The sequence below is a fragment of the Ensifer meliloti genome, assembly GCF_030064585.1.
Taxonomy (GTDB): domain Bacteria; phylum Pseudomonadota; class Alphaproteobacteria; order Rhizobiales; family Rhizobiaceae; genus Sinorhizobium; species Sinorhizobium meliloti.
This window is the reverse complement of record NZ_CP120365.1, coordinates 376,038-394,581: the sequence shown is the minus strand read 5'-3', so window position 1 is coordinate 394,581 and position 18,544 is coordinate 376,038. Positions and strand designations below refer to the sequence as shown.

At 61.0% G+C, this 18,544-nt stretch carries 21 protein-coding genes and 3 tRNA genes; 8 read left to right on the top strand and 16 right to left on the bottom strand.

Annotation, left to right across the window (positions count from 1 at the left end; translation table 11 throughout):
• The first annotated feature begins 128 nt into the window (after positions 1 to 128).
• Together ilvA and PZL22_RS08970 are read left to right on the top strand one after the other, a co-directional pair.
• Positions 129 to 1,376, top strand: a complete 1,248-nt coding sequence (gene ilvA / locus PZL22_RS08975; RefSeq protein ID WP_003528240.1) for a threonine ammonia-lyase — start codon at positions 129 to 131, stop codon at positions 1,374 to 1,376.
• Between the two features lie 77 nt (positions 1,377 to 1,453).
• Positions 1,454 to 1,774: an HlyU family transcriptional regulator gene (locus tag PZL22_RS08970; protein WP_003528242.1), complete on the top strand. Its 321-nt coding sequence runs from the start codon at positions 1,454 to 1,456 to the stop codon at positions 1,772 to 1,774.
• 312 nt (positions 1,775 to 2,086) lie between these two features.
• On the opposite strand, the gene PZL22_RS08965 is transcribed toward PZL22_RS08970, so the two are convergent.
• Positions 2,087 to 4,060 (bottom strand): bifunctional 2',3'-cyclic-nucleotide 2'-phosphodiesterase/3'-nucleotidase, encoded by a 1,974-nt coding sequence (locus PZL22_RS08965; protein ID WP_003528244.1) that lies wholly within the window; start codon positions 4,058 to 4,060, stop codon positions 2,087 to 2,089.
• A gap of 128 nt (positions 4,061 to 4,188) precedes the next feature.
• On the bottom strand, positions 4,189 to 4,650 hold the full coding sequence (locus PZL22_RS08960) for an Lrp/AsnC family transcriptional regulator (protein ID WP_003528246.1): 462 nt from the start codon (positions 4,648 to 4,650) through the stop codon (positions 4,189 to 4,191).
• A gap of 157 nt (positions 4,651 to 4,807) precedes the next feature.
• Between PZL22_RS08960 and ald the strand changes: the two genes are divergently transcribed.
• Positions 4,808 to 5,926, top strand: coding sequence for an alanine dehydrogenase (gene ald / locus PZL22_RS08955; RefSeq protein WP_003528258.1), 1,119 nt, complete (start codon positions 4,808 to 4,810; stop codon positions 5,924 to 5,926).
• Between the two features lie 41 nt (positions 5,927 to 5,967).
• On the opposite strand, the gene PZL22_RS08950 is transcribed toward ald, so the two are convergent.
• From PZL22_RS08950 to PZL22_RS08930, 5 genes are all read right to left on the bottom strand, one after another.
• Positions 5,968 to 6,435, bottom strand: a complete 468-nt coding sequence (locus PZL22_RS08950) for a DUF1203 domain-containing protein (protein ID WP_003528260.1) — start codon at positions 6,433 to 6,435, stop codon at positions 5,968 to 5,970.
• Between the two features lie 101 nt (positions 6,436 to 6,536).
• On the bottom strand, positions 6,537 to 7,100 hold the full coding sequence (locus tag PZL22_RS08945) for a GNAT family N-acetyltransferase (protein WP_003528262.1): 564 nt from the start codon (positions 7,098 to 7,100) through the stop codon (positions 6,537 to 6,539).
• Positions 7,101 to 7,105: 5 nt separating this feature from the next.
• Positions 7,106 to 7,969, bottom strand: coding sequence for a 3-mercaptopyruvate sulfurtransferase (gene sseA / locus PZL22_RS08940; protein ID WP_003528264.1), 864 nt, complete (start codon positions 7,967 to 7,969; stop codon positions 7,106 to 7,108).
• A gap of 197 nt (positions 7,970 to 8,166) precedes the next feature.
• Positions 8,167 to 8,916 carry an alanyl-tRNA editing protein gene (locus tag PZL22_RS08935; RefSeq protein ID WP_284718592.1) on the bottom strand — a complete coding sequence of 250 codons (750 nt, stop codon included), beginning with the start codon at positions 8,914 to 8,916 and terminating at the stop codon, positions 8,167 to 8,169.
• Between the two features lie 7 nt (positions 8,917 to 8,923).
• Positions 8,924 to 9,964: a cysteine synthase A gene (locus PZL22_RS08930; protein ID WP_003528268.1), complete on the bottom strand. Its 1,041-nt coding sequence runs from the start codon at positions 9,962 to 9,964 to the stop codon at positions 8,924 to 8,926.
• 314 nt (positions 9,965 to 10,278) lie between these two features.
• Here PZL22_RS08930 and PZL22_RS08925 point away from each other — a divergent pair, with 314 nt between their 5' ends.
• From PZL22_RS08925 to PZL22_RS08915, 3 genes are all read left to right on the top strand, one after another.
• On the top strand, positions 10,279 to 11,127 hold the full coding sequence (locus tag PZL22_RS08925; protein WP_003528287.1) for an SDR family NAD(P)-dependent oxidoreductase: 849 nt from the start codon (positions 10,279 to 10,281) through the stop codon (positions 11,125 to 11,127).
• Between the two features lie 191 nt (positions 11,128 to 11,318).
• Entirely contained in the window at positions 11,319 to 11,558 is a 240-nt protein-coding gene (locus PZL22_RS08920) for an AbrB/MazE/SpoVT family DNA-binding domain-containing protein (RefSeq protein ID WP_003528289.1), read from the top strand.
• The gene (locus PZL22_RS08915) at positions 11,555 to 11,953 is read left to right on the top strand and encodes a type II toxin-antitoxin system VapC family toxin (protein ID WP_003528291.1); all 399 of its coding nucleotides are present in this window, start codon (positions 11,555 to 11,557) and stop codon (positions 11,951 to 11,953) included. Before PZL22_RS08920 ends, PZL22_RS08915 begins: the two co-directional genes overlap by 4 nt.
• Positions 11,954 to 12,029: 76 nt before the next feature.
• Here PZL22_RS08915 and PZL22_RS08910 read toward each other — a convergent pair whose 3' ends face one another.
• The 3 genes from PZL22_RS08910 to PZL22_RS08900 form a co-directional block, all read right to left on the bottom strand.
• Positions 12,030 to 12,356, bottom strand: coding sequence for an SMR family transporter (locus tag PZL22_RS08910; RefSeq protein WP_003528293.1), 327 nt, complete (start codon positions 12,354 to 12,356; stop codon positions 12,030 to 12,032).
• Positions 12,353 to 12,697: an SMR family transporter gene (locus PZL22_RS08905; protein WP_010969347.1), complete on the bottom strand. Its 345-nt coding sequence runs from the start codon at positions 12,695 to 12,697 to the stop codon at positions 12,353 to 12,355. The genes PZL22_RS08910 and PZL22_RS08905 overlap by 4 nt, the downstream gene beginning before the upstream one ends.
• A gap of 77 nt (positions 12,698 to 12,774) precedes the next feature.
• A tRNA-Asn gene (locus PZL22_RS08900) sits at positions 12,775 to 12,849 on the bottom strand.
• A gap of 142 nt (positions 12,850 to 12,991) precedes the next feature.
• On the opposite strand from PZL22_RS08900, the gene PZL22_RS08895 reads away from it, so the two are divergent.
• Positions 12,992 to 13,285, top strand: a complete 294-nt coding sequence (locus tag PZL22_RS08895) for a membrane protein (RefSeq protein WP_003528297.1) — start codon at positions 12,992 to 12,994, stop codon at positions 13,283 to 13,285.
• A gap of 47 nt (positions 13,286 to 13,332) precedes the next feature.
• On the opposite strand, the gene PZL22_RS08890 is transcribed toward PZL22_RS08895, so the two are convergent.
• The gene (locus PZL22_RS08890) at positions 13,333 to 13,680 is read right to left on the bottom strand and encodes a hypothetical protein (RefSeq protein ID WP_003528299.1); all 348 of its coding nucleotides are present in this window, start codon (positions 13,678 to 13,680) and stop codon (positions 13,333 to 13,335) included.
• Positions 13,681 to 14,080: 400 nt separating this feature from the next.
• Between PZL22_RS08890 and PZL22_RS08885 the strand changes: the two genes are divergently transcribed.
• Positions 14,081 to 15,160, top strand: a complete 1,080-nt coding sequence (locus tag PZL22_RS08885; protein WP_003528301.1) for a calcium-binding protein — start codon at positions 14,081 to 14,083, stop codon at positions 15,158 to 15,160.
• Positions 15,161 to 15,204: 44 nt separating this feature from the next.
• On the opposite strand, the gene PZL22_RS08880 is transcribed toward PZL22_RS08885, so the two are convergent.
• The 5 genes from PZL22_RS08880 to PZL22_RS08860 form a co-directional block, all read right to left on the bottom strand.
• Positions 15,205 to 15,278, bottom strand: a tRNA-Cys gene (locus PZL22_RS08880).
• A 220-nt stretch (positions 15,279 to 15,498) separates the two neighbouring features.
• The gene (lexA, locus tag PZL22_RS08875) at positions 15,499 to 16,215 is read right to left on the bottom strand and encodes a transcriptional repressor LexA (RefSeq protein WP_003528303.1); all 717 of its coding nucleotides are present in this window, start codon (positions 16,213 to 16,215) and stop codon (positions 15,499 to 15,501) included.
• Between the two features lie 224 nt (positions 16,216 to 16,439).
• A complete protein-coding gene (locus tag PZL22_RS08870) occupies positions 16,440 to 16,604 on the bottom strand; it encodes a hypothetical protein (RefSeq protein ID WP_086022558.1) in 165 nt (54 codons plus the stop codon).
• A gap of 109 nt (positions 16,605 to 16,713) precedes the next feature.
• Positions 16,714 to 16,789, bottom strand: a tRNA-Ala gene (locus PZL22_RS08865).
• 181 nt (positions 16,790 to 16,970) lie between these two features.
• Positions 16,971 to 18,509 (bottom strand): DUF1254 domain-containing protein, encoded by a 1,539-nt coding sequence (locus tag PZL22_RS08860; RefSeq protein ID WP_003528305.1) that lies wholly within the window; start codon positions 18,507 to 18,509, stop codon positions 16,971 to 16,973.
• Between the last annotated feature and the right edge of the window lie 35 nt (positions 18,510 to 18,544).

Genomic DNA, 18,544 nt, shown 5'->3' with positions numbered 1-18,544 from the left:
GGCCGGCGATCGCCCGAAGCGGCCGCGATAGTGCCGTGCGTGACCGATTCGTGTCAAATCGATGGTCTCCGGCGCGGCAATGTGCAATAGCGACTGCCATCGGCAAACTCAACGGGTGAAGTCACGTGATGAAGCAGGATGTTGAAAAAGCGGCAGCGGCGATGCGCGAGATCTTTCCGCCGACGCCGCTTCAGCTCAACGAGCACCTGAGCGCGCGCTATGGGGCGACCGTCTTCCTGAAGCGCGAGGACCTTTCGCCGGTGCGCTCCTACAAGATCCGCGGCGCCTTCAATTTCTTCCGCAAGTCGCTCGGCTCCGGAGCGGCCGGAAAGACCTTCGTTTGCGCTTCCGCGGGCAATCACGCTCAGGGCTTTGCTTTCGTCTGCCGCCACTTCGGCGTTCCCGGAGTCGTCTTCATGCCCGTGACGACGCCCCAGCAGAAGATCGACAAAACGCGCATGTTCGGGGCCGAATTCATCACGATCCGCCTCGTCGGCGATATTTTCGATCAATGCTACAAGGCGGCGCGCGAGCATGTGGAAGCGATCGGCGGCGTCATGGTGCCGCCCTTCGACCATGACGATATCATCGAAGGCCAAGCCACGGTTGCAGCGGAGATAGCCGAACAATTGCCGGCCGGCCTCGTTGCCGATCTCGTCGTCCTGCCCGTCGGCGGCGGCGGCTTGGCCGCGGGCGTGACCGGGTATTTGGGCGACAGCCTCTCGGCCGACCGTTTTCTGTTCTGTGAACCGGAGGGGGCGCCGAGCTTCAGGCGCAGCCTGGAACTCGGCGGCGTCGTCACGCTCGACCAGGTGGACAATTTCGTCGATGGCGCGGCGGTCGCACGGATCGGCGACCTGAACTTTGCTGCGCTCCGGAGATTTTCGCCGGAACAGGTGATGCTGCTGCCTGAGAATGCGATCTGCCTGACGATCACCGAAATGCTGAATGTCGAGGGCGTGGTTCTCGAACCCGCCGGCGCGCTTGCAATCACCGCACTGGAAGCGCTTGGCCGCGATAGTCTCGAAGGCAAGATCGTCGTAGCGGTCGTTTCCGGAGGCAATTTCGACTTCGAGCGCCTGCCGGACGTGAAGGAGCGGGCCATGCGCCATGCGGGACTCAAGAAATACTTCATCCTGCGCATGGCGCAGCGTCCGGGCGCGCTTCGCGATTTCCTCGGTCTCCTGGGAGAGGAGGACGACATCGCCCGGTTCGAATACCTGAAAAAGTCTGCTCGAAACTTCGGCTCCGTGCTCATCGGTATCGAAACGAAACACGCGGAGAATTTCCCCGTTCTCAAACAGCGTTTCGATGCGGCGGGTCTCCGCTACCAGGACATCACCGAGAACGAGATGCTGGCCAACTTCGTCATTTGACAAGGCGGGAAGTGGCCGGCGCCGGGCTCACCAATTTTAGCTTTGACAGGGCCGGGGAGCACGGCTAACTGTGAGGCATGGCATCGTTTTTCTCGAAATTATTCGGTCGCTCCAGCGGCTCTGAAACGCAGGCACAGCCTGCGGCAGGCAAGACCGAGAACTATGCGGATTGCGTGATCCGGGCGACGCCTCAGCGCGAGGGATCGCAGTACCGGCTTGCCGGCAGCATCGAAAAGTCGATGCCGGACGGTGCAACGAAAGTGCGCAGCTTCATCCGGGCAGATCTCTTCACCTCCGAGCAGGACGCGATCGACTCGGCGATGCGCAAGGGACGCCAGATCATCGACGAGCAGCGCGCGGCCCTCTTTTCCGACGACGCTCAGTCGCGGCCTGTCTGATATCCGGCGACGGTAATCGCCAGTCCAAACAATATCCTACGGGTGATTCCTCATATTCCGCCCTAAGGCCCGTTTGATCTCCTCATTCCTGTGCTCGTCACAGGAATCCAGCCAGACCAAGTCCTTGGGCTGAAAGAACGCTTCCCGCGCCGCAGACGCGGCGCTGCTGGATCTCTGTGACAAGCACAGAGATGAGGGCGAGGAAGAACGCCATCATTCATCTCGCAGCAGCCGTCATAAGCTCCAGATGAATCTCAACAGGCCCTCGGGGCGTGAGGAAAAGTATGTTCGGTTTTCCGCCCGCATCCCGCGTCAGAGCTGGATTCTGAACCGGGCGAAACCGTCGCTGCCGTCGCCGGCATTCTCGATTTTCACCGCCTTGACCTCTGCCAGAAACTGTCGCGCCCTCGGGCCGCTGTCGAACAGCACGCTCGTGTCCTTCTGCGGCGCGAAGGTCCAGTTCGCGTCCGCCGATGGGTTGATCGTTCCCTGTTCGACGATGTAGCGCACGATGACGTCGCGGTTGGTGTCCGGCGCGACGAAGACGACCTTGTCGCCGGCGATGCCCGGAAAATTGCCGCCGCCGCCGGCGCGGTAGTTGTTGGTCGCCACGACAAATCTCTGCTTGGGATCTATCGGCCTGCCATCGAATTTCAGATCACGGATGCGGCTGGCCTCCGGGTTCGCCACATTGCCGTCCTTGTCGTATTTCGCAGGCTGCGAGAGATCGATCTGGTAGGTGACCCCGTCGATCACGTCGAAATTATAGGAAGGGAAGTCGCCATTGATCAGGCTTGCATCGACCGATCCCGGTGCAATCCGGTTGAAGATGCCGGCGGACATTTCGAGCCAGTTGCGCACCTCTTCGCCGGTGATGACGACCGCCTGCACCGTATTCGGATAGAGGTAGAGGTCGGCGACATTCTTGATGGCGATGTCGCCCGCTGGAACATCCGTATAGTACTCGGCACCGCCGCGCCCGCCGGCCTTGAACGGCGCTGCGGCGGACAGGACCGGCAGGTCGCTGTGCTCGGTTTCCTTGAGCATTTCGCGGATATACCACGTCTGGGCCTGGCTCACGATCTGCACCGACGGATCGTCCGCAACGAGCGCGAAATAGGAGTATAGCGGTGCCGAAGTTTTGCCGACGGGGGTGCGCACATAGGCAAGCGTCGCCTCGTGGTCCTTCTGAGCGGCTGCGAGCACTTCCGGCTTGTCACCGACCTCGGCGATCACCTTCTTTTCCTCCCGGCGAAAGATCGGCCGCGCCTCGCTTGTCGAACCGATCACACGCCACTGGCCGCCGTCGCGTTCGAGCAGCAGATCGATGAGGCCGAGATGGGATCCCCAGAAGCCGCCCATGACGCCGGGCTTTCCTGAAATCAACCCTTTGGCATTGTCGACGCCCGGAGTTCCGTCGAACTTGGGTCCCGGAAAGTCGAGGTGGCTGTGGCCGGTGACGATGGCGTCGATACCCTCGATTGCCGCCAGGGGTACGGACGCGTTTTCGAGATTTTCGGCATAGGCCTGCTGCCCTATGCCGGAATGTGAGAGGGCGATGACGATGTCGGCGCCTTCCTCGCGCATCTGCGGCACCCAGGCTTCCGCGGCTTTGACGATGTCGCGCGCATTCGCCTTGCCTTCGAGGTTCTTGGCGTCCCAGGTCATGATCTGCGGCGGTACGAACCCGATGAGGCCGATGCGGATGGGGTGTTCCTGACCGGCGCCGTCCTTCACTTTTCGATCGAGGATTACGTAGGGCTTGAGGAAAAGCTCGTCCTGGCGCGGGGCGGCGGCCATGGCGCCTTTGGTCAGGTTGGCGCAGACGATCGGAAAGTTTGCGCCGTTGATCACATTGAACATGAAATCCAGGCCGTAGTTGAACTCGTGATTGCCGAGCGTGCCGCAGTCGTAGCCGAGCACGTTCATCGCGGCGATGACCGGATGCATGTCGCCTTCCTTCATGCCGCGCTTGTAGGCGATGTAATCGCCCATCGGATTGCCCTGAAGAAAATCGCCATTGTCGACGAGGACCGCGTTCGTCGCCTCGGCGCGGATGGCGTCGACGATCGAAGCGGTGCGCGCTAGGCCAAGCGTGTCGTTCGGCTTGTCGGCATAGTAATCGTAGGGAAAGACATGGACGTGCAGGTCCGTGGTTTCCATGATCCTGAGATGTGCCTGGTTGGCAGCCGCGCGGGTCGAGAAGGGATGCAGCACGACAAATGCCGACGTGGCGGCAAGACCGCCGATGAGGGTCCGGCGCGAAATGGGATGCAAAGCAGTCATCGGTGATCTCCCCTCGAAAGCGCGTTCGATGCGTTCAGACAAGCGCAACTATGGCGGAATGGCCCGGCCACGCAAAGCGGCTGATTTTTGCAGACGGGGTTGCCGCCGCGTCTCGCTGCATCACGGTCTCAGATGCCGACATTGGGGCGATCGATGACCTCGCGAAGCGAAAAACTCGAATTGATCTTTACGACGTGCGGCAACGCCGAGAGCCAGTCGCGATGGATGCGCTCATAATCCTCCAGATCCTTCGCTGCCACGCGCAGGATGTAATCGTATTCCCCGGACATCAGGTAACACACGAGCACGTTGGGGCAGAGCTTCACGGCGGCTTCGAACTCCGCAAGGGTCTTGGCGAACTGCCCGGAGAGCGAAATATGCACGATGACCATGATCCTGTAGTCGAGCGCCTTGTGGGCGATGCGCGCATGGTAACCGGCGATCGTCCCGGACTTTTCGAGAATATCGACCCGCCGCGAACAGGCCGACGGGGAGAGACCGACCCTCCCGGCGAGGTCCGCGTTCGAAATTCGGCCATCCTGCTGCAGAATGCGCAGAATCGAACGATCGATAGCATCCAAGCCAGTCATTCGCATCTTCTTTCGAGTCGTGGCAATTTTGTGCAATAATCACCGAAACCAATGCATGGATGAGCACTTCTTTGCAAGGACATTCTGGATGCCATCTGCTTTGCTGGACCCCTCATCAACGCGGCGGAAAGCCCATAAATAGGAGAGGAACGCAAAGATGCGTGTCGGTTGCCCGAAGGAAATCAAAAACCATGAATACCGTGTCGGCCTTACGCCCGGATCAGTACGGGAATATGTAGCCCACGGCCACGAGGTCGTCGTGGAAACCAAGGCCGGGGCAGGGATCGGGGCCGATGACGACTCCTATCGCGCAGCCGGTGCAAGGATCGTACCGACAGCCAGAGAAGTCTTCGAAAAAGCGGACATGATCGTCAAGGTCAAGGAGCCGCAACCGTCCGAATGGGCGCAACTGCGCGAAGGCCAGATTCTCTACACCTATCTTCACCTCGCACCGGACCCGGAACAGACTCAGGGACTTCTCAAGTCCGGCGTCACGGCGGTCGCCTATGAGACCGTGACGGATGAGCGCGGCGGACTGCCGCTGCTTGCGCCGATGTCCGAGGTCGCGGGACGGCTTGCGATCCAGGCTGGCGCTACCTCGCTCCAGAAGGCAAATGGCGGCCGCGGAATCCTGCTCGGCGGGGTACCGGGGGTTCTTCCGGCCAAGGTCGCGATCATCGGTGGCGGCGTCGTCGGCCTGCATGCAGCCAAGATGGCTGCGGGTCTCGGGGCCGATGTTTCTATCCTGGACCGGTCGCTGCCGCGTCTGCGCCAACTCGACGATATCTTCAACGGCCGTGTCCATACGCGCTACTCGACGATCGATGCCTTGGAAGAGGAGGTCTTCTCCGCCGACATGGTGATCGGAGCCGTACTCATTCCCGGCGCTGCTGCGCCGAAGCTCGTCACACGCGAAATGCTGTCCGCCATGAAAAAAGGCGCCGTCATTGTCGATGTCGCGATCGACCAGGGCGGCTGCTTCGAGACGTCGCATGCGACGACGCACTCCGAACCTACCTATGAGGTCGAAGGCATCGTGCATTACTGCGTTGCGAACATGCCGGGGGCGGTGCCGATCACGTCGGCGCACGCGCTCAACAATGCGACACTCCAATACGGACTGCAGCTCGCCGACCGCGGCCTCAAGGCGATTGCCGAAGACCGGCATCTGCGCGCCGGCCTCAATGTCCACCGAGGCCGCGTCACCAATGCCGCCGTGGCCGAAGCGCTCGGCTACGACGCCCACGCTCCCGAGGCCGTCCTCCACGTCGCCTGACACGCTGAACCGCCCGGCGCCATCATGCGCCGGGCTCCCCCTCAGGCCGCCTCGATTCGGCACTGGTAGCAGTTGTATTTTCCCGAGCGAACATGCACGAAGGCGACGTCCGGCCGTGCCAGCAATTCCACGGCCCGCTGCTCGAGGTACTCGGCATCAACGGCCCCGCCCGTGCCGTAGACGATGCGCTCATCTCCCCCGTAGCCGCGCAGAAGATAGCTCTTGCTGGATGCGAGTATCGGCGGCATGGAGTCACCGTCGTGAATGGCGCAATTTTCAGCGTGGATGAAGATCGGTCCGGTTTCGGCATAGGCCTGAACCGACGAAAACGGCCGGTAGGCGAGAACGAGATAAGGCTGGCCCTCATCGACATTACAAAGACAGTGTCGGCACGGAACGCCGTCGCCGTCCGAAATGCGCCGTTCGGGCCGGGCGCCATAGGCGTCCGGCCCGCCTTGCCTTAGCCGCTCCGCCTCTTCGACGGGCATTGCAACGTAGTTGAGTTTCATGGCGCTTCTCCCGATTGGTTGAATTCAGGAGAAAGATGCGCACCTGTGTCTGGGAACGACACCCGATACTTGCCGAGCTTGGATCCGACATCCGAAAGCGTTCAGAGCTTCTTCGCGAAGGTGAGAAGTTCCTCGTCGCTCAGCGGCTCGACCACCGTCTCGCGCGTCGCGACCGGAGAAAAGCCGAACTGCTGGTAAAGCTGCAGCGCCCGGGGATGATCGAGATTGTTCGTCGTGACCGTGACCTTGCGCGGGTTCATGGCCCAGGCCGCAAACAAGGTCTGCAGCAAGAACCACTTGCCGAGTCCCAGGCCGAGCGCGTGCTCCATGAGCCCGAAATGGGTGAGGTCGATGACGTCATCGTCCAGTTGCTGGAATTCGAAGAAACCGGCCGGCGCACCGTCCACATAAAGCACCATGACCGTCGTTCGCTTGTCGTGGAGGATAGCCGCCAGATCGTCGTCGCTCATGCGCAGGCGCTCCGCCCAGTGCCAGCGCTTTCCGACACGCAGATAGAGAAAGCGGTAGTAGGCAAGCGGAATGTCCGAGACGCGCAGGATCGCCGTGTGGATGTTGATCGGCATCGGCAGGCTTTGCTTCGGCGGCGATGTCATTTCGAGTTCGGTCACGTGCGCCGTGATCGCGGCAGGCTTCGACCTTGGCATGGCTCTCACTCTTTACCAATTGCAACCGGGGTATCCGGCCGGCTACCCCATTCCGACCAGGAGCCATCATAAAGCGTATTGTCCTTATGTCCCAAGGATTGAAGCGCAAGCGTGATGATGGCGGCGGTTATGCCGGAGCCGCAGCTCGTGACGACCGGCTTCGTCAGATCGATGCCGGCATCCGCAAAAGTTCGGCGCAGCGCATCGAGATCCTTGAACCTGCCCTTGTCGGAGAATACGCCCGAGGGCAGGCTCCTTGCGCCTGGCATATGGCCCGACCGCATGCCCGCCCGCGGCTCCGGTTCCTCGCCGGCGAAGCGCCCGGCGCTGCGCGCATCGGCAATCTGGGAGAGCCGGTGCTCGACCACATCCCTCATGCGCTCGAACGAGGTGACCGCGTTCGGGTTGAAGACTGCGTTGAAAGCCTGCGGGCTGGGTTTCGCAACCTCGGTCGTCGTTGGCCGGCCGTCCGCTTTCCAGCCGTCCATCCCGCCATCGAGAACGAAGACGTTCTCGGCGCCCATGATTCGGAACATCCACCAGACCCTCGGGGCGGTGAATATCCCCGGGCCGTCGTAGACGACGATCGTGTCGTTCTCGCTGATTCCCATTGCGCCCACGGCCTCGGAGAATGCCTCGGGAGAGGGCAGGGTGTGCGGCAGCGCGCTCGTCCGATCGGCGATCGCGTCCTGGTCGAAGAAGACCGCCCCGGGAATGTGCGCGGCGGCGTATTCGGCTTTCGCGTCGCGGTTCTGCGCCGGCAGATACCAGGCGGCATCGATTATCTTGACCGACGGATCATCGAGGCGCTGTTCAAGCCAATCCGCAGAAACGACAAAGCGGCTCTTGTTTTCGTTCTCACCATTCATCGTCGTCACTCCACTGGCTTGCTGATGTAAAAGAACAGTTCGCTGCCCGCGCTAAGGCCTGTTGAGATTCAGGATACCCGCCGCGACTTGTTTGATTCCCTCATCCCTGTGCTTGTCACAGGGATGACGGGAGGAGAGATTGCTGTCCTCCGGCACGGTTCCTAGGCCGCGCAACCGGCACTGAATCCCAACGGGCGCTAGACCGCAACCCCGTCTTCGGGCGTCGCGAAGCGTATACGGAAGCGCCTGTTTTCCTTGCCCTTCTTCTCGATCTTGGCAATGTGGATCGCACCCACTTCCTGCGTCTCGGAAACATGCGTTCCGCCGCAGGGCTGGCTGTCGATCGATGAATTCTCGCCGATGCAGACGAGACTGACCCGGCCAAGGCCCATCGGCGGGCGGACATTCTTCGACTTGACGATGCCCGGATTGGCGGCCAGCTCCTCGTCGGTGATCCACTGCACGTAGACCGGATGGTTCTCTTCGACGAATTTCATCAGCCCTGCCGTGACCTCGTCCTTGTCGATCGTTTCGCTCATGTCGAAGTCCACGCGGCTTTCCTCCTCTCCCACGGCTGCGCCGGTGATCGGGAAGGGGCAGACGACCGACAGCAGATGGCAGGCCGTGTGCATGCGCATCAGCCGGTAGCGGCGCGGCCAGTCGATGTGCAGCACCAGCTTCTCGCCGACCGCCGGCACGGGCGCGCCATCGGCGGAAATGTGAACGATGACGTCCTTGTTCGCGCCATGCCGTGTTTCGACGATGTCGATGCGGCTGCCGTCTTCGCGCTCGAGGAAGCCCGTGTCACCCGGCTGCCCGCCGGATGTCGCATAAAAGCAGGTCTGATCGAGCTCGATGCCGCCGCCTTCCAGGATTGCCGTCACGCGTGCTTCGCAGGTCGAGAGGTAAAAATCGTCTCGAAAAAGGGCGGTGACGGTTCCGGTCATGGCAATCCTATCCAGCGGGTTCGTATGGCACTGCTATGTTCGAAGCGGTCTTCAGCCAGTCCGGAACCGGCAGCCCCTTGGAGGTCAGGAAGTCCGGATTGAAGAGCTTCGACTGATAGCGGTTACCATAGTCGCAGAGGATCGTCACGATCGTGTGTCCCGGCCCGAGGTCCCGGGCAAGCCGCACGGCGCCGGCGATGTTGATGCCGGTCGAGCCGCCGACGCAAATGCCTTCCTTTTCGATGAGATCGAAGACGTAGGGCACCGCTTCAGCATCCGGAATCTGGTAGGCGAAGTCCGGCGTGAAGTCTTCGAGGTTGGCGGTGATTCGGCCTTGACCGATGCCTTCGGTGATCGAGCTGCCGCTCGACTTGAGTTCGCCATGGGCATAAAAATTGTAGAGTGCGGCCCCCTCAGGGTCGGCGATGCCGATCTTGATCGCCGCATTGCGGGCGCGCAATCCTTCCGCCACGCCGGCAAGCGTGCCGCCGGAGCCGACGGCGCAGATGAAGCCGTCGACCTTGCCGTCGGTGTCGCGCCAGATTTCAGGCGCGGTCGTCTCGACATGCGCTTGCCGGTTGGCGACATTGTCGAACTGGTTCGCCCAGATGGCGCCGTTCGGCTCGGTTTCGGCGAGTTGGGCCGCCAACCGGCCGGAGATCTTCACGTAGTTGTTGGGATTCCTGTAAGGCACAGCCGGAACTTCGACCAGTTCGGCCCCAAGCAGGCGCAGCGCGTCCTTCTTTTCCTGGCTCTGGGTTTCGGGAATGACGATGACGGTGCGGTATCCAAGTGCGCTGCCGACAACGGCAAGGCCGATCCCCGTATTGCCGGCCGTACCTTCGACGATCACGCCGCCCGGCCGCAACTGGCCGGCCTTTTCGGCCTGGCGGATGATCCAGAGCGCTGCCCGGTCCTTTACGGACTGCCCGGGATTGAGGAACTCCGCTTTGCCGAGAATGTTGCAGCCGGTCGCTTCGGAAACGGCCTTGAGCCGGATCAGCGGCGTATTGCCGATTGCTTCGAGCACGGACGGAAGAACAGGCATATTGAAAACCTCGCGCTGGACGGAACGGATGCCGGCATTAGCCAAGCACTAACCTCGGTCGACGGCAAGCCGATGAACATTTGGTTTCATGGGCAGGATCGCCGAAATATTGGCGTGTTTTCGGCTCAGTCTGTCCTACAGGCAAGGAATAGCGTTTCGCAGCTTTCCTGTCCCGGGCAAAAAACGTCTCTGCCGTCAATCGACGGGCGGGAAGCGGAGATTGCGGGGCAGGCGCTTGCCGTCCGGAGAGGTATAGGGACCGACCGCTTGTGCGGCGGCCCCGGTGAGAACCCCCGTCGACGAGCGAGGAAAAGATGACAGCTGTATTCACCGCCCGCCCCGAACATGGATTGGCATGGATCACCGGTGCAAGTTCCGGCATCGGTCGCGCCGTGGCGCTTCGATTGGCCGAGGAAGGCTATTCCGTGGTCGTCACGGCGCGAAGTCACGAGAAGCTGGTAGACCTTCAGCACCAGGCGGCCGGACCGGGGCGGATGATCGTTCTCGATGGAGACGTCACCGATCCGAAGGACATGGAGCGGCTGCTGGCCAAAATCGAATACGAGCACGGGCAGGTGGCACTCGCCGTCCTCAACGCCGGCGTCGCCCTCCCGGTCCGTGGCGACGACCTGCGTCGGGAGCCCTTCGACAGGAGCTTCGCCGTCAATCTCAACGGCGTCGTCAACTGTCTCGTACCGCTTATCGAGCATATGAAGACCAAGGGGCATGGACAGATCGCGATCATGTCGTCGGTGGCCGGCTATGGCGGCTTGCCGATGAGCGCCGCCTACGGTGCGAGCAAGGCGGCGCTCATCAACATGGCGGAGAGCCTGAAATTCGACCTCGATCGCATCGGCATCCGCCTGCAAGTCATCTGTCCCGGATTCGTGGATACGCAGGCTGCACCGAAAGGCGGATTCCCGAGACCCGCGCTGGTGAGCACGCAGGAGGCGGCAGACCGGATATGCGCCGGCCTGAAGTCTTCGCGTTTCGAGATCACCTTCCCGAAACGATTTACGTACCTGGTCAAATTGCTGCGTATCCTGCCCTATGGGCTTTATTTCGCGCTTCTCGACCGGCTGGTACCGGGAAGGGCAGCCGTGGCTGCGGTTCCAAAGAACAAGCGCTCAGGCTCCGACGGACAGCCGCGTCAGGCGGTATGAAGCACCAGCACCGCGCCGAAAATCAAAAGGCGAGCCACCTCAGCCGATCAGCCTCAGCCTTTGGCCGAAGAAACGCCGCCGCGCCGATAGCCCCGGCTGGGGCCGAAGACCGGCATAAGCGACCAACCCTGCAATCTTGACCTATGCGCGGTTCGCATTACTTTTGTCCTTGTAAAATGTAAGGAGATGGCGTGCCGACCTCGACGATCACTTCGAAAGGTCAAATCACCATCCCGGCCAAGGTCCGCATCGATATGGGCCTTTCCGCGGGGGATCGTGTGGACTTCATCCGTATGGAGGACGGCCACTATGCGGTTGTGCCCGCTTCCCATTCGATCAGGTCGCTGAAGGGGATTGTTCCTCGTCCGGACAGGCCAGTCAGTCTTGAGGATATGCAGAAAGCGATTATCGCCGGAGCCGCCGGCGAATGATCGGCGTCGATACGAACCTGCTGGTGCGTTACCTGGCGCAGGACGATACCACCCAATCACCGTTGGCTTCACAGATCATCGACGGCTTCACACCCGAGGCGCCCGGCTACATCTCACAGGTGGTTCTCGTCGAAACCGTCTGGATCTTGACGCGATCATATAGGATGTCACGCGAAGCCGTTGCCAGCGTTATCGAAACTTTGTTGCGGGCGCGTGAGATCGTTGTTGATCGAGCGGATGCCGGCTATCTGGCGCTTGCCACCTACCGAGCGACAAAGGCGGACTTCTCCGATGCGCTGATCGCTCACGGCGGACTCTTGGCAGGCTGCACCGAAACGCTGACCTTCGACAAGCTGGCAGCCGATCATGCCGGAATGCGCCTCGTAAGCCCATGATCAGTGGCAGGTGCCGGGAGGCAGCGTCGCTTCGGCCCGGAGGGAACAAGCGCTCAGGCTCCGACGGACAGCCGCGTCAGGCGGTATGAAGCACCAGCACCGCGCCGAAAATCAGTGACAGTCCAAGCCAGCCGACCGGTTTCAGCCTCTGGCCGAAGAAAAGGCGGCCGCAGATGGCCGTACCGAAGATTCCGGTTGCGCCGAGAAGGGCATAGGCGACCGCCAGGTCCATATCCTTGATCGCTTCCGCCAGCAGCGCGAACGCCGCAAGCACCAAGACGATCGAAAGGGCACCCCAGCCGCGGCGGGCAAAGCCGTTCGACTTCGTCGAGGCGAGATTCGCCGCCACATCGAGCACGCCGGCGGCGATCGCGAATGCGAAGGAGAGACCCGACGCGCTCATGCGGCGGCTTCCTCCGCATCGCTCCTGCCGGCATTGAGGAGAAGTATTCCCGCAACAGCCATCGCGAGGCCCAGCATCTCGCGGCCGGAGAGCGCATGGCCGAAAACGAAAACAGAGACGAGCGTTATCACGGCGACGCCGGATCCTTCCCAGACGGCATAGGCGACGCCAACCGGAATGGTCTTCACCGCTCGTGCCAGGAAGACGTAGGAGAGCGCGATCGAGGCATACATGACCACATGCCCCCAATAGGAGCCGGAGCCGGATGCCGCCTTCATCACAGTCAGGCCGACGACCTCGGTCGCGATCGCGAGGACCAGGAAAAGCCATGCAAGACGCATGAGGAAACCTACGAGAAATCAGCCCGACAAAATGAAAAGAGCCATTCGGGCTTTGCCGCGAATGGCTCTTTCGAAACTGGCTCCCCGGGCCGGATTCGAACCGGCGACCTATCGATTAACAGTCGAGTGCTCTACCGCTGAGCTACCAGGGATCATCTGCGCCGCAGAAGTGAGGCTGCTAATACAAATGCTTTTCCGATTTGCCAAGCGGTTTTTCAAAAAAAATGACGGTAGGCGGTTGCCGCCCTGTGGAGAAGGCACCAACTGTGGGGTCATTGGTACGAAAGAAGAGTGATGGCGACCGAAGGCAAGAAGAAGCATTTTGGCATCGATCCCAAGACGCGTGAGATCGTGCTTGGCAAATGGCGGATGAGCCTGCCCAATTCGCCGGCATTGCGCGTCCTCATCGGCGTTCTGCTCGTCTTCGGCGGTGTGCTTGGTTTTCTACCGATCTTGGGCTTCTGGATGGTTCCTCTCGGCCTGCTCGTGCTTTCGCACGACATTCCCTCGATGCGCCGACGGCGGCGCAAGCTGGCCGTATGGTGGGCCCGATGGCGGAGCAAGCCGAACTCGTCCGGCAAGTCCTGAGAGGTGGACCTCGCGAAGAGTCTACCAGCATGCGGATGCAGCGCATTTCAGTCGTCGGAACTGCCCGGCCTTCGACGCCGTTTGGGCAGGAGGGCCACAATGACGCAGGCGAGGACCAAAGCGACCGGCCAGAAGTCGGTCGCCTGATCCCAACTCCACTTCCACATTTCATAACCCTCTAGGTGAGGTGGCGGCAGCTTTGCGCTGATCTCGAAATCACGTTTTTCGCGGCCGTGAAAGTGTCCGATGGCGAAGGCGAGGCCGATGATCAGCGCCAACCTTCTCGGCGCAATCACCATGAACAGCAAGGCGACGACTGCTGCAATACAGACGCCCTCGACCACATGCCCGAGCCAATCGAAGTGGCGCTGAATGTAGCCCCAAGGAATATCCATCACATCGCGCTTCGAGTGCCGCCCTCCCGATGAGGCCGGCCGACGGGACGCTATAGCACAATCGCCGATCACGAGACCACATGGTCCTCCGGGTTCTGCTCTTCGTGGACGTCGTCCGGAGCGTGGGCAACCTCTTCCGTCTTTCAGCATCCGGACGCAGAACTTCACCGGAAAGTACAACCTGTAGTTAATCCGAAGTGGTCAATGGACAGGAACATCGCGTTCGGCAACATTAGAGCACTTTCAGGAAAAGTGTGGACGGTTTTCCGTGCGGAAGTGCGTATTTTCAAAGCGTTAGCCCGCTCGTCACTCCGACGAGGCCGGACGAGGTCGACGCCCCCAGGGCCGTCCGGGTCCCCAAGACGAGCATCACCTGCTTTGCAGCACTGTGGAGAGAAAAATGGCGCATCTGATCGGTGGCATCGCCCCTTGGCTCGGGCTCGACAACCACATCTTCGGCACGAACGATCCGGACATTGTCTTCGGAGACCCATTCACGACCGACAATAGCCTGGGAGTCTTCGAAATCGGCGGCTTCCTGTCTTCGGGGCAGGGTGGCCGCGACAGCCTTGACGGGCACGGAGGCGACGACACGCTCTTCGGCGACGCTTGGGCGATCTCCGATCAGGGGCGTGGTGGCGACGACCAGCTCGACGGCGGCGCCGGCGACGACACGCTGTACGGCGATGCCTTCTCGATCGATGTGAGTGACTCCGCGATCGTCGCCGGAGGGAACGATCGTCTCTCGGGCGGCAAAGGCAACGATACACTCTACGGCGATGGCTACAATTGCCTCAGAGGACGTGGTGGCGACGACTGGCTCGACGGCGGCGCCGGAGACGATATTCTCTCGGGCGACGCTTTCTCCCTCGGCGATTTTTTCGTTGGCGGGAACGATCGGCTCCAGGGCGGAGAGGGCCATGACAAACTCTACGGAGATGGCCTCGACCAGGGCGTCGTGGAATCCGGCATCGGCGGCGACGACCACCTCTATGGTGGTTCTGGCAACGACTTTCTTGTTGGAGATGTTCTTTTCTCACGTGGCGGCAGTGGCGGCAACGACCTGCTCGACGGAGGCAAAGGCGATGATGTCCTGTATGGCGATGCAGAGGTCGGCGTGGACACCGCGGGTGGGGACGACCTCTTGATTGGCGGCGCCGGTAACGATCAGCTCTGGGGCGATGGCCGACTTACCGCAGCCTTCGCGGTCGAGACCGGTGCCGATCAGTTCCTGTTTGCGCGGAACAGTGGGCGGGATAAGATCTTCGACTTCGAATTGGACAAGGACATCATCCAAATCGCCGGCTATGGCTACGACGACTTCGCCGATTTTTTGTCCAACATCGGCGACGATGCTGACGGGAACGCTGTCCTGCAGCTGAATGGCACGGTCGATCAGGTCACTCTGATCGGCATCCACGCTGCCGACCTCAGCGCTGCCAACTTCGTCTTTGCGAATGCGGATTTCGCCCTCGTCTGACGAGAGGAAGTTTGTCGGTAACAAAGCTGATCAGGTGTGGCTTTTGGAGGCCTCGGCCGGAATTGAACCGGCGTACAAGGATTTGCAGTCCTCTGCGTCACCACTCCGCCACGAGGCCTCTACGATTTGCGTTTTCAAATCGTGGCGCGGATTTAGAATGATTGACCGCAATCCGCAAGAGGGTACATTTGGAATAGGGACTTTTTTATTCTGTATAAATGTGTCTTCCGTTCTATGACCGGGCGTGGTCATAGCGTCCCAAGGCGCAATACTCCCACGTCAGCGCTTTGAAATTGCGTACTTTCGTAGGAAGCGGCTGCGCACCTGGTCAGGAAGCTCTAATGATAGCGCCGGATGAGGCCGACGAGCCTGCCTTGGATCTTGACCCGGTCCGGACCGAATATGCGTGTTTCGTAAGCCGGATTGGCGGCCTCCAGCGCAATAGAGGCGCCCTTGCGACGGAATCGCTTCAGGGTCGCTTCCTCGTCGTCGATCAGCGCGACGACGATATCCCCGGGGCTGGCGGTGCTTCCGTTCCGGATGATCACCGTATCGCCATCGAGGATGCCGGCCTCGATCATCGAATCGCCCTTGATCTCGAGAGCGTAGTGCTCGCCGCTGCCGATCATTTCAACCGGTACGGATATATCGTGCATATTGTTCTGGATTGCCGAAATCGGCACACCGGCGGCAATGCGGCCCATGACCGGAACGGCGACCGATGCGGCCTCGGCCGGCGGCGCCGGTTTCGGTGCGGGGGGCGGCGCAGCAGGCTTGCCCAGACTGCCTTCGATCACGCTCGGCGAAAAGCCGCGGCGGACCTGCGAAGCGCCCGCATAGGCCTCCGGCAGCTTGATGACTTCGAGGGCCCGGGCGCGATTAGGTAGCCGGCGAATGAACCCACGCTCTTCGAGTGCGGTGATCAAACGGTGGATGCCCGATTTGGACGCAAGGTCCAAGGCGTCCTTCATCTCGTCGAAGGACGGCGGGACCCCGGATTCCTTCATTCGTTCGTGAATGAACAGAAGCAATTCCTGTTGCTTGCGGGTCAGCATGGCGTCACTCCAGAATCGCGAAACAAATCAAGAACAGAACCTATCTGTTCCATATGTGTTCCGCAAGTGCCTAAAATTCCGTGAATTTCGCTTGCTGTTGAATGCCGATCCGCCCCGCGATCCGGCGTGTCGATGGCGATCGCTCGGAATTCGGGGCAGGGGCCGATACGCTCTCGCATGTTTTGGGCTTACGGCGGGCGGCGCAGTCGGTCGCCTATGCAATGCTAATAGGCAAGGCGCAGTCCGCCCGGCGTAAGAACGTCGAATTCAGGCTCGGGATAAGGCCCGTACCACTGGGTGTAGGTCGTGTTGGTCGAGCCTGTGCTGGCGCACCCCGAAAGGGCGAAGAGGGAAAAAATTGCGGCTGCCACCAAAGATTTAACAGGCATGTTTTGCTCCACTCGCGGGAGTTGCCCAGACCTCGAACGGGTCAGACTAAAACTTTCTCTCAAATCAGCTTTTTTGGCAAGCAGCGAGCCGGCAGGGAGGACTGGTGGATGGTGGAGCCGAAGGGAGTCGAACCCTCGACCTCCGCAGTGCGATTGCGGCGCTCTCCCAACTGAGCTACGACCCCACTGGTCAACGATTGTATAAGAGTTTTCGGCCGACCGCGCCAGTGCATTCCACTTGCCGAATGCATCGCAATACAGAGATGAGGCTGACGACTGCAAGCCGCGTCGGTGCCCGCCGGCTGGCAGATAGGGCGGAGTGCAAGGTCACGAACACACAACGCCACTATCGGCTTTCAGCACTGGCTATTGAGCCACCTCGATCGCGGGCGGCTGCCAAGAGCCATCGAGAATTGCCTCTTTGCCCCAATAGGCGCGGATGTAGAGCGAGAACTTCCCGTCCGGCGCGGGCAGCCAGTTGTTTTCCTTGTCGCCCCCGGGCGACTTCGCGCCGGCGTAGAGGGTAAGCGAACCGTCGGAGTTGCGCTTTAGGTTCTTGTTCTTGGTGCCGAGTGAGTAGCGTTTGAGGTCGTTCGCGTGGAAGAGATGCTTGTCGTTGTACAGGGTCAATGACCAGAACCCGTTGACCGGCGGCTCCTGCCCGGCTGGGAAGGTGATCGCATAGCTGCCGCTGCCGCTGAGTTCTCCGCCCGCGCCGTCGTGGTCGGTGTAGAAATATTGCGTCTCGTTCGGCCGGTTGTCGAACATGTTCGATTTTGCCGTTCCGGTCCGGTTGAAATAGTCGACGCCGAACTGCGCATTGTTGGTAGAACGGTTCCATCCGTTCCCGGCCGGACGTCCGTTGTGCTTCCACTGGAAGAACGGCTGGATGACCTTGTCTTCGGTCTCGACCGCGGTCGCAACCAGCACCTTTTTCAGTTCGGGGTCCTTGGAGGCTGCATCGAGCAGCAGGCGGAATTGGCCATAGAGAGCCTCCTCGCCCGGCAACGGATCGACAGTGTCGAGAACCTCGCCGAACTGATCGAAGAACTTATCCGGGACCACCCATTTGGTTTCCTCGCCAGACGATGGCGGTCCGGGAATGTCCGGGACCTTGGCCCATTCGATCGTCTTCATCTCTCCGTCGAAATCCTTCAGCGGATAAGCGACGACCTGGTTGATGACCTCTTGAATCGCTTTCCTGTCCTCGGGCGTGTCGTCCTGGAAGACCCTGGGAATGGCGTTGGCGAGCGAGGTAGGGCAGCGCAAAACATCTGTGATCCCGTCCGGTTTCAGGCCGCTCCACCTCGGACCGGCGAGCAGGTAGAATCCGGGCTTCGAGCCATATGGTTTGCCTAGATGACCGAACTGGTCGGTGCGTGCGTCGTACAAAGCATAGACCCAGAAACGGTCGCCGAAATCCGGCACCTGAATCACGACCGGCTCTTCATCAAGCGCGAAGAAGCCCAAGCCGTAGACGACATCCTGGTTCGGGCACGTGACGAAAGTTTCCGACGGCTCAATGTAGTCGTTGAGCATCGCGATCTGGCCCCGCGGTGCGGCGGGCAGGACGCCGTTGAGGTGGCCCGGTTCCGGTGCCTGAGTGATCGCCGCCCTGCGGTTGATCATGTTAACCATCGGCCAGCCCCAGACGTAGGCCATCTGCGCAACCGTTCTTGCATAGTCGGGAGACATCACGATGCCCGTGGCGGGTTGCGTAACAGTTGCGGATGCGGCGTGCTGCTGTGCCTGCGCCGCATTGGCCGTGACGGCGACCGAGGCCGCCGTCACGGCGGCGGGAACCGCCGCTCCGGCGCTCACCGCTGCCAGCGATGCCGCACCCATGCCGCCCTTCATCAAGTCGCGCCGGGTGATGTCGAGTTGATCATTGAAACTCGTTTTCATAGCATATTCCTCTGTTGAATCGCTCCGGTTGGGCA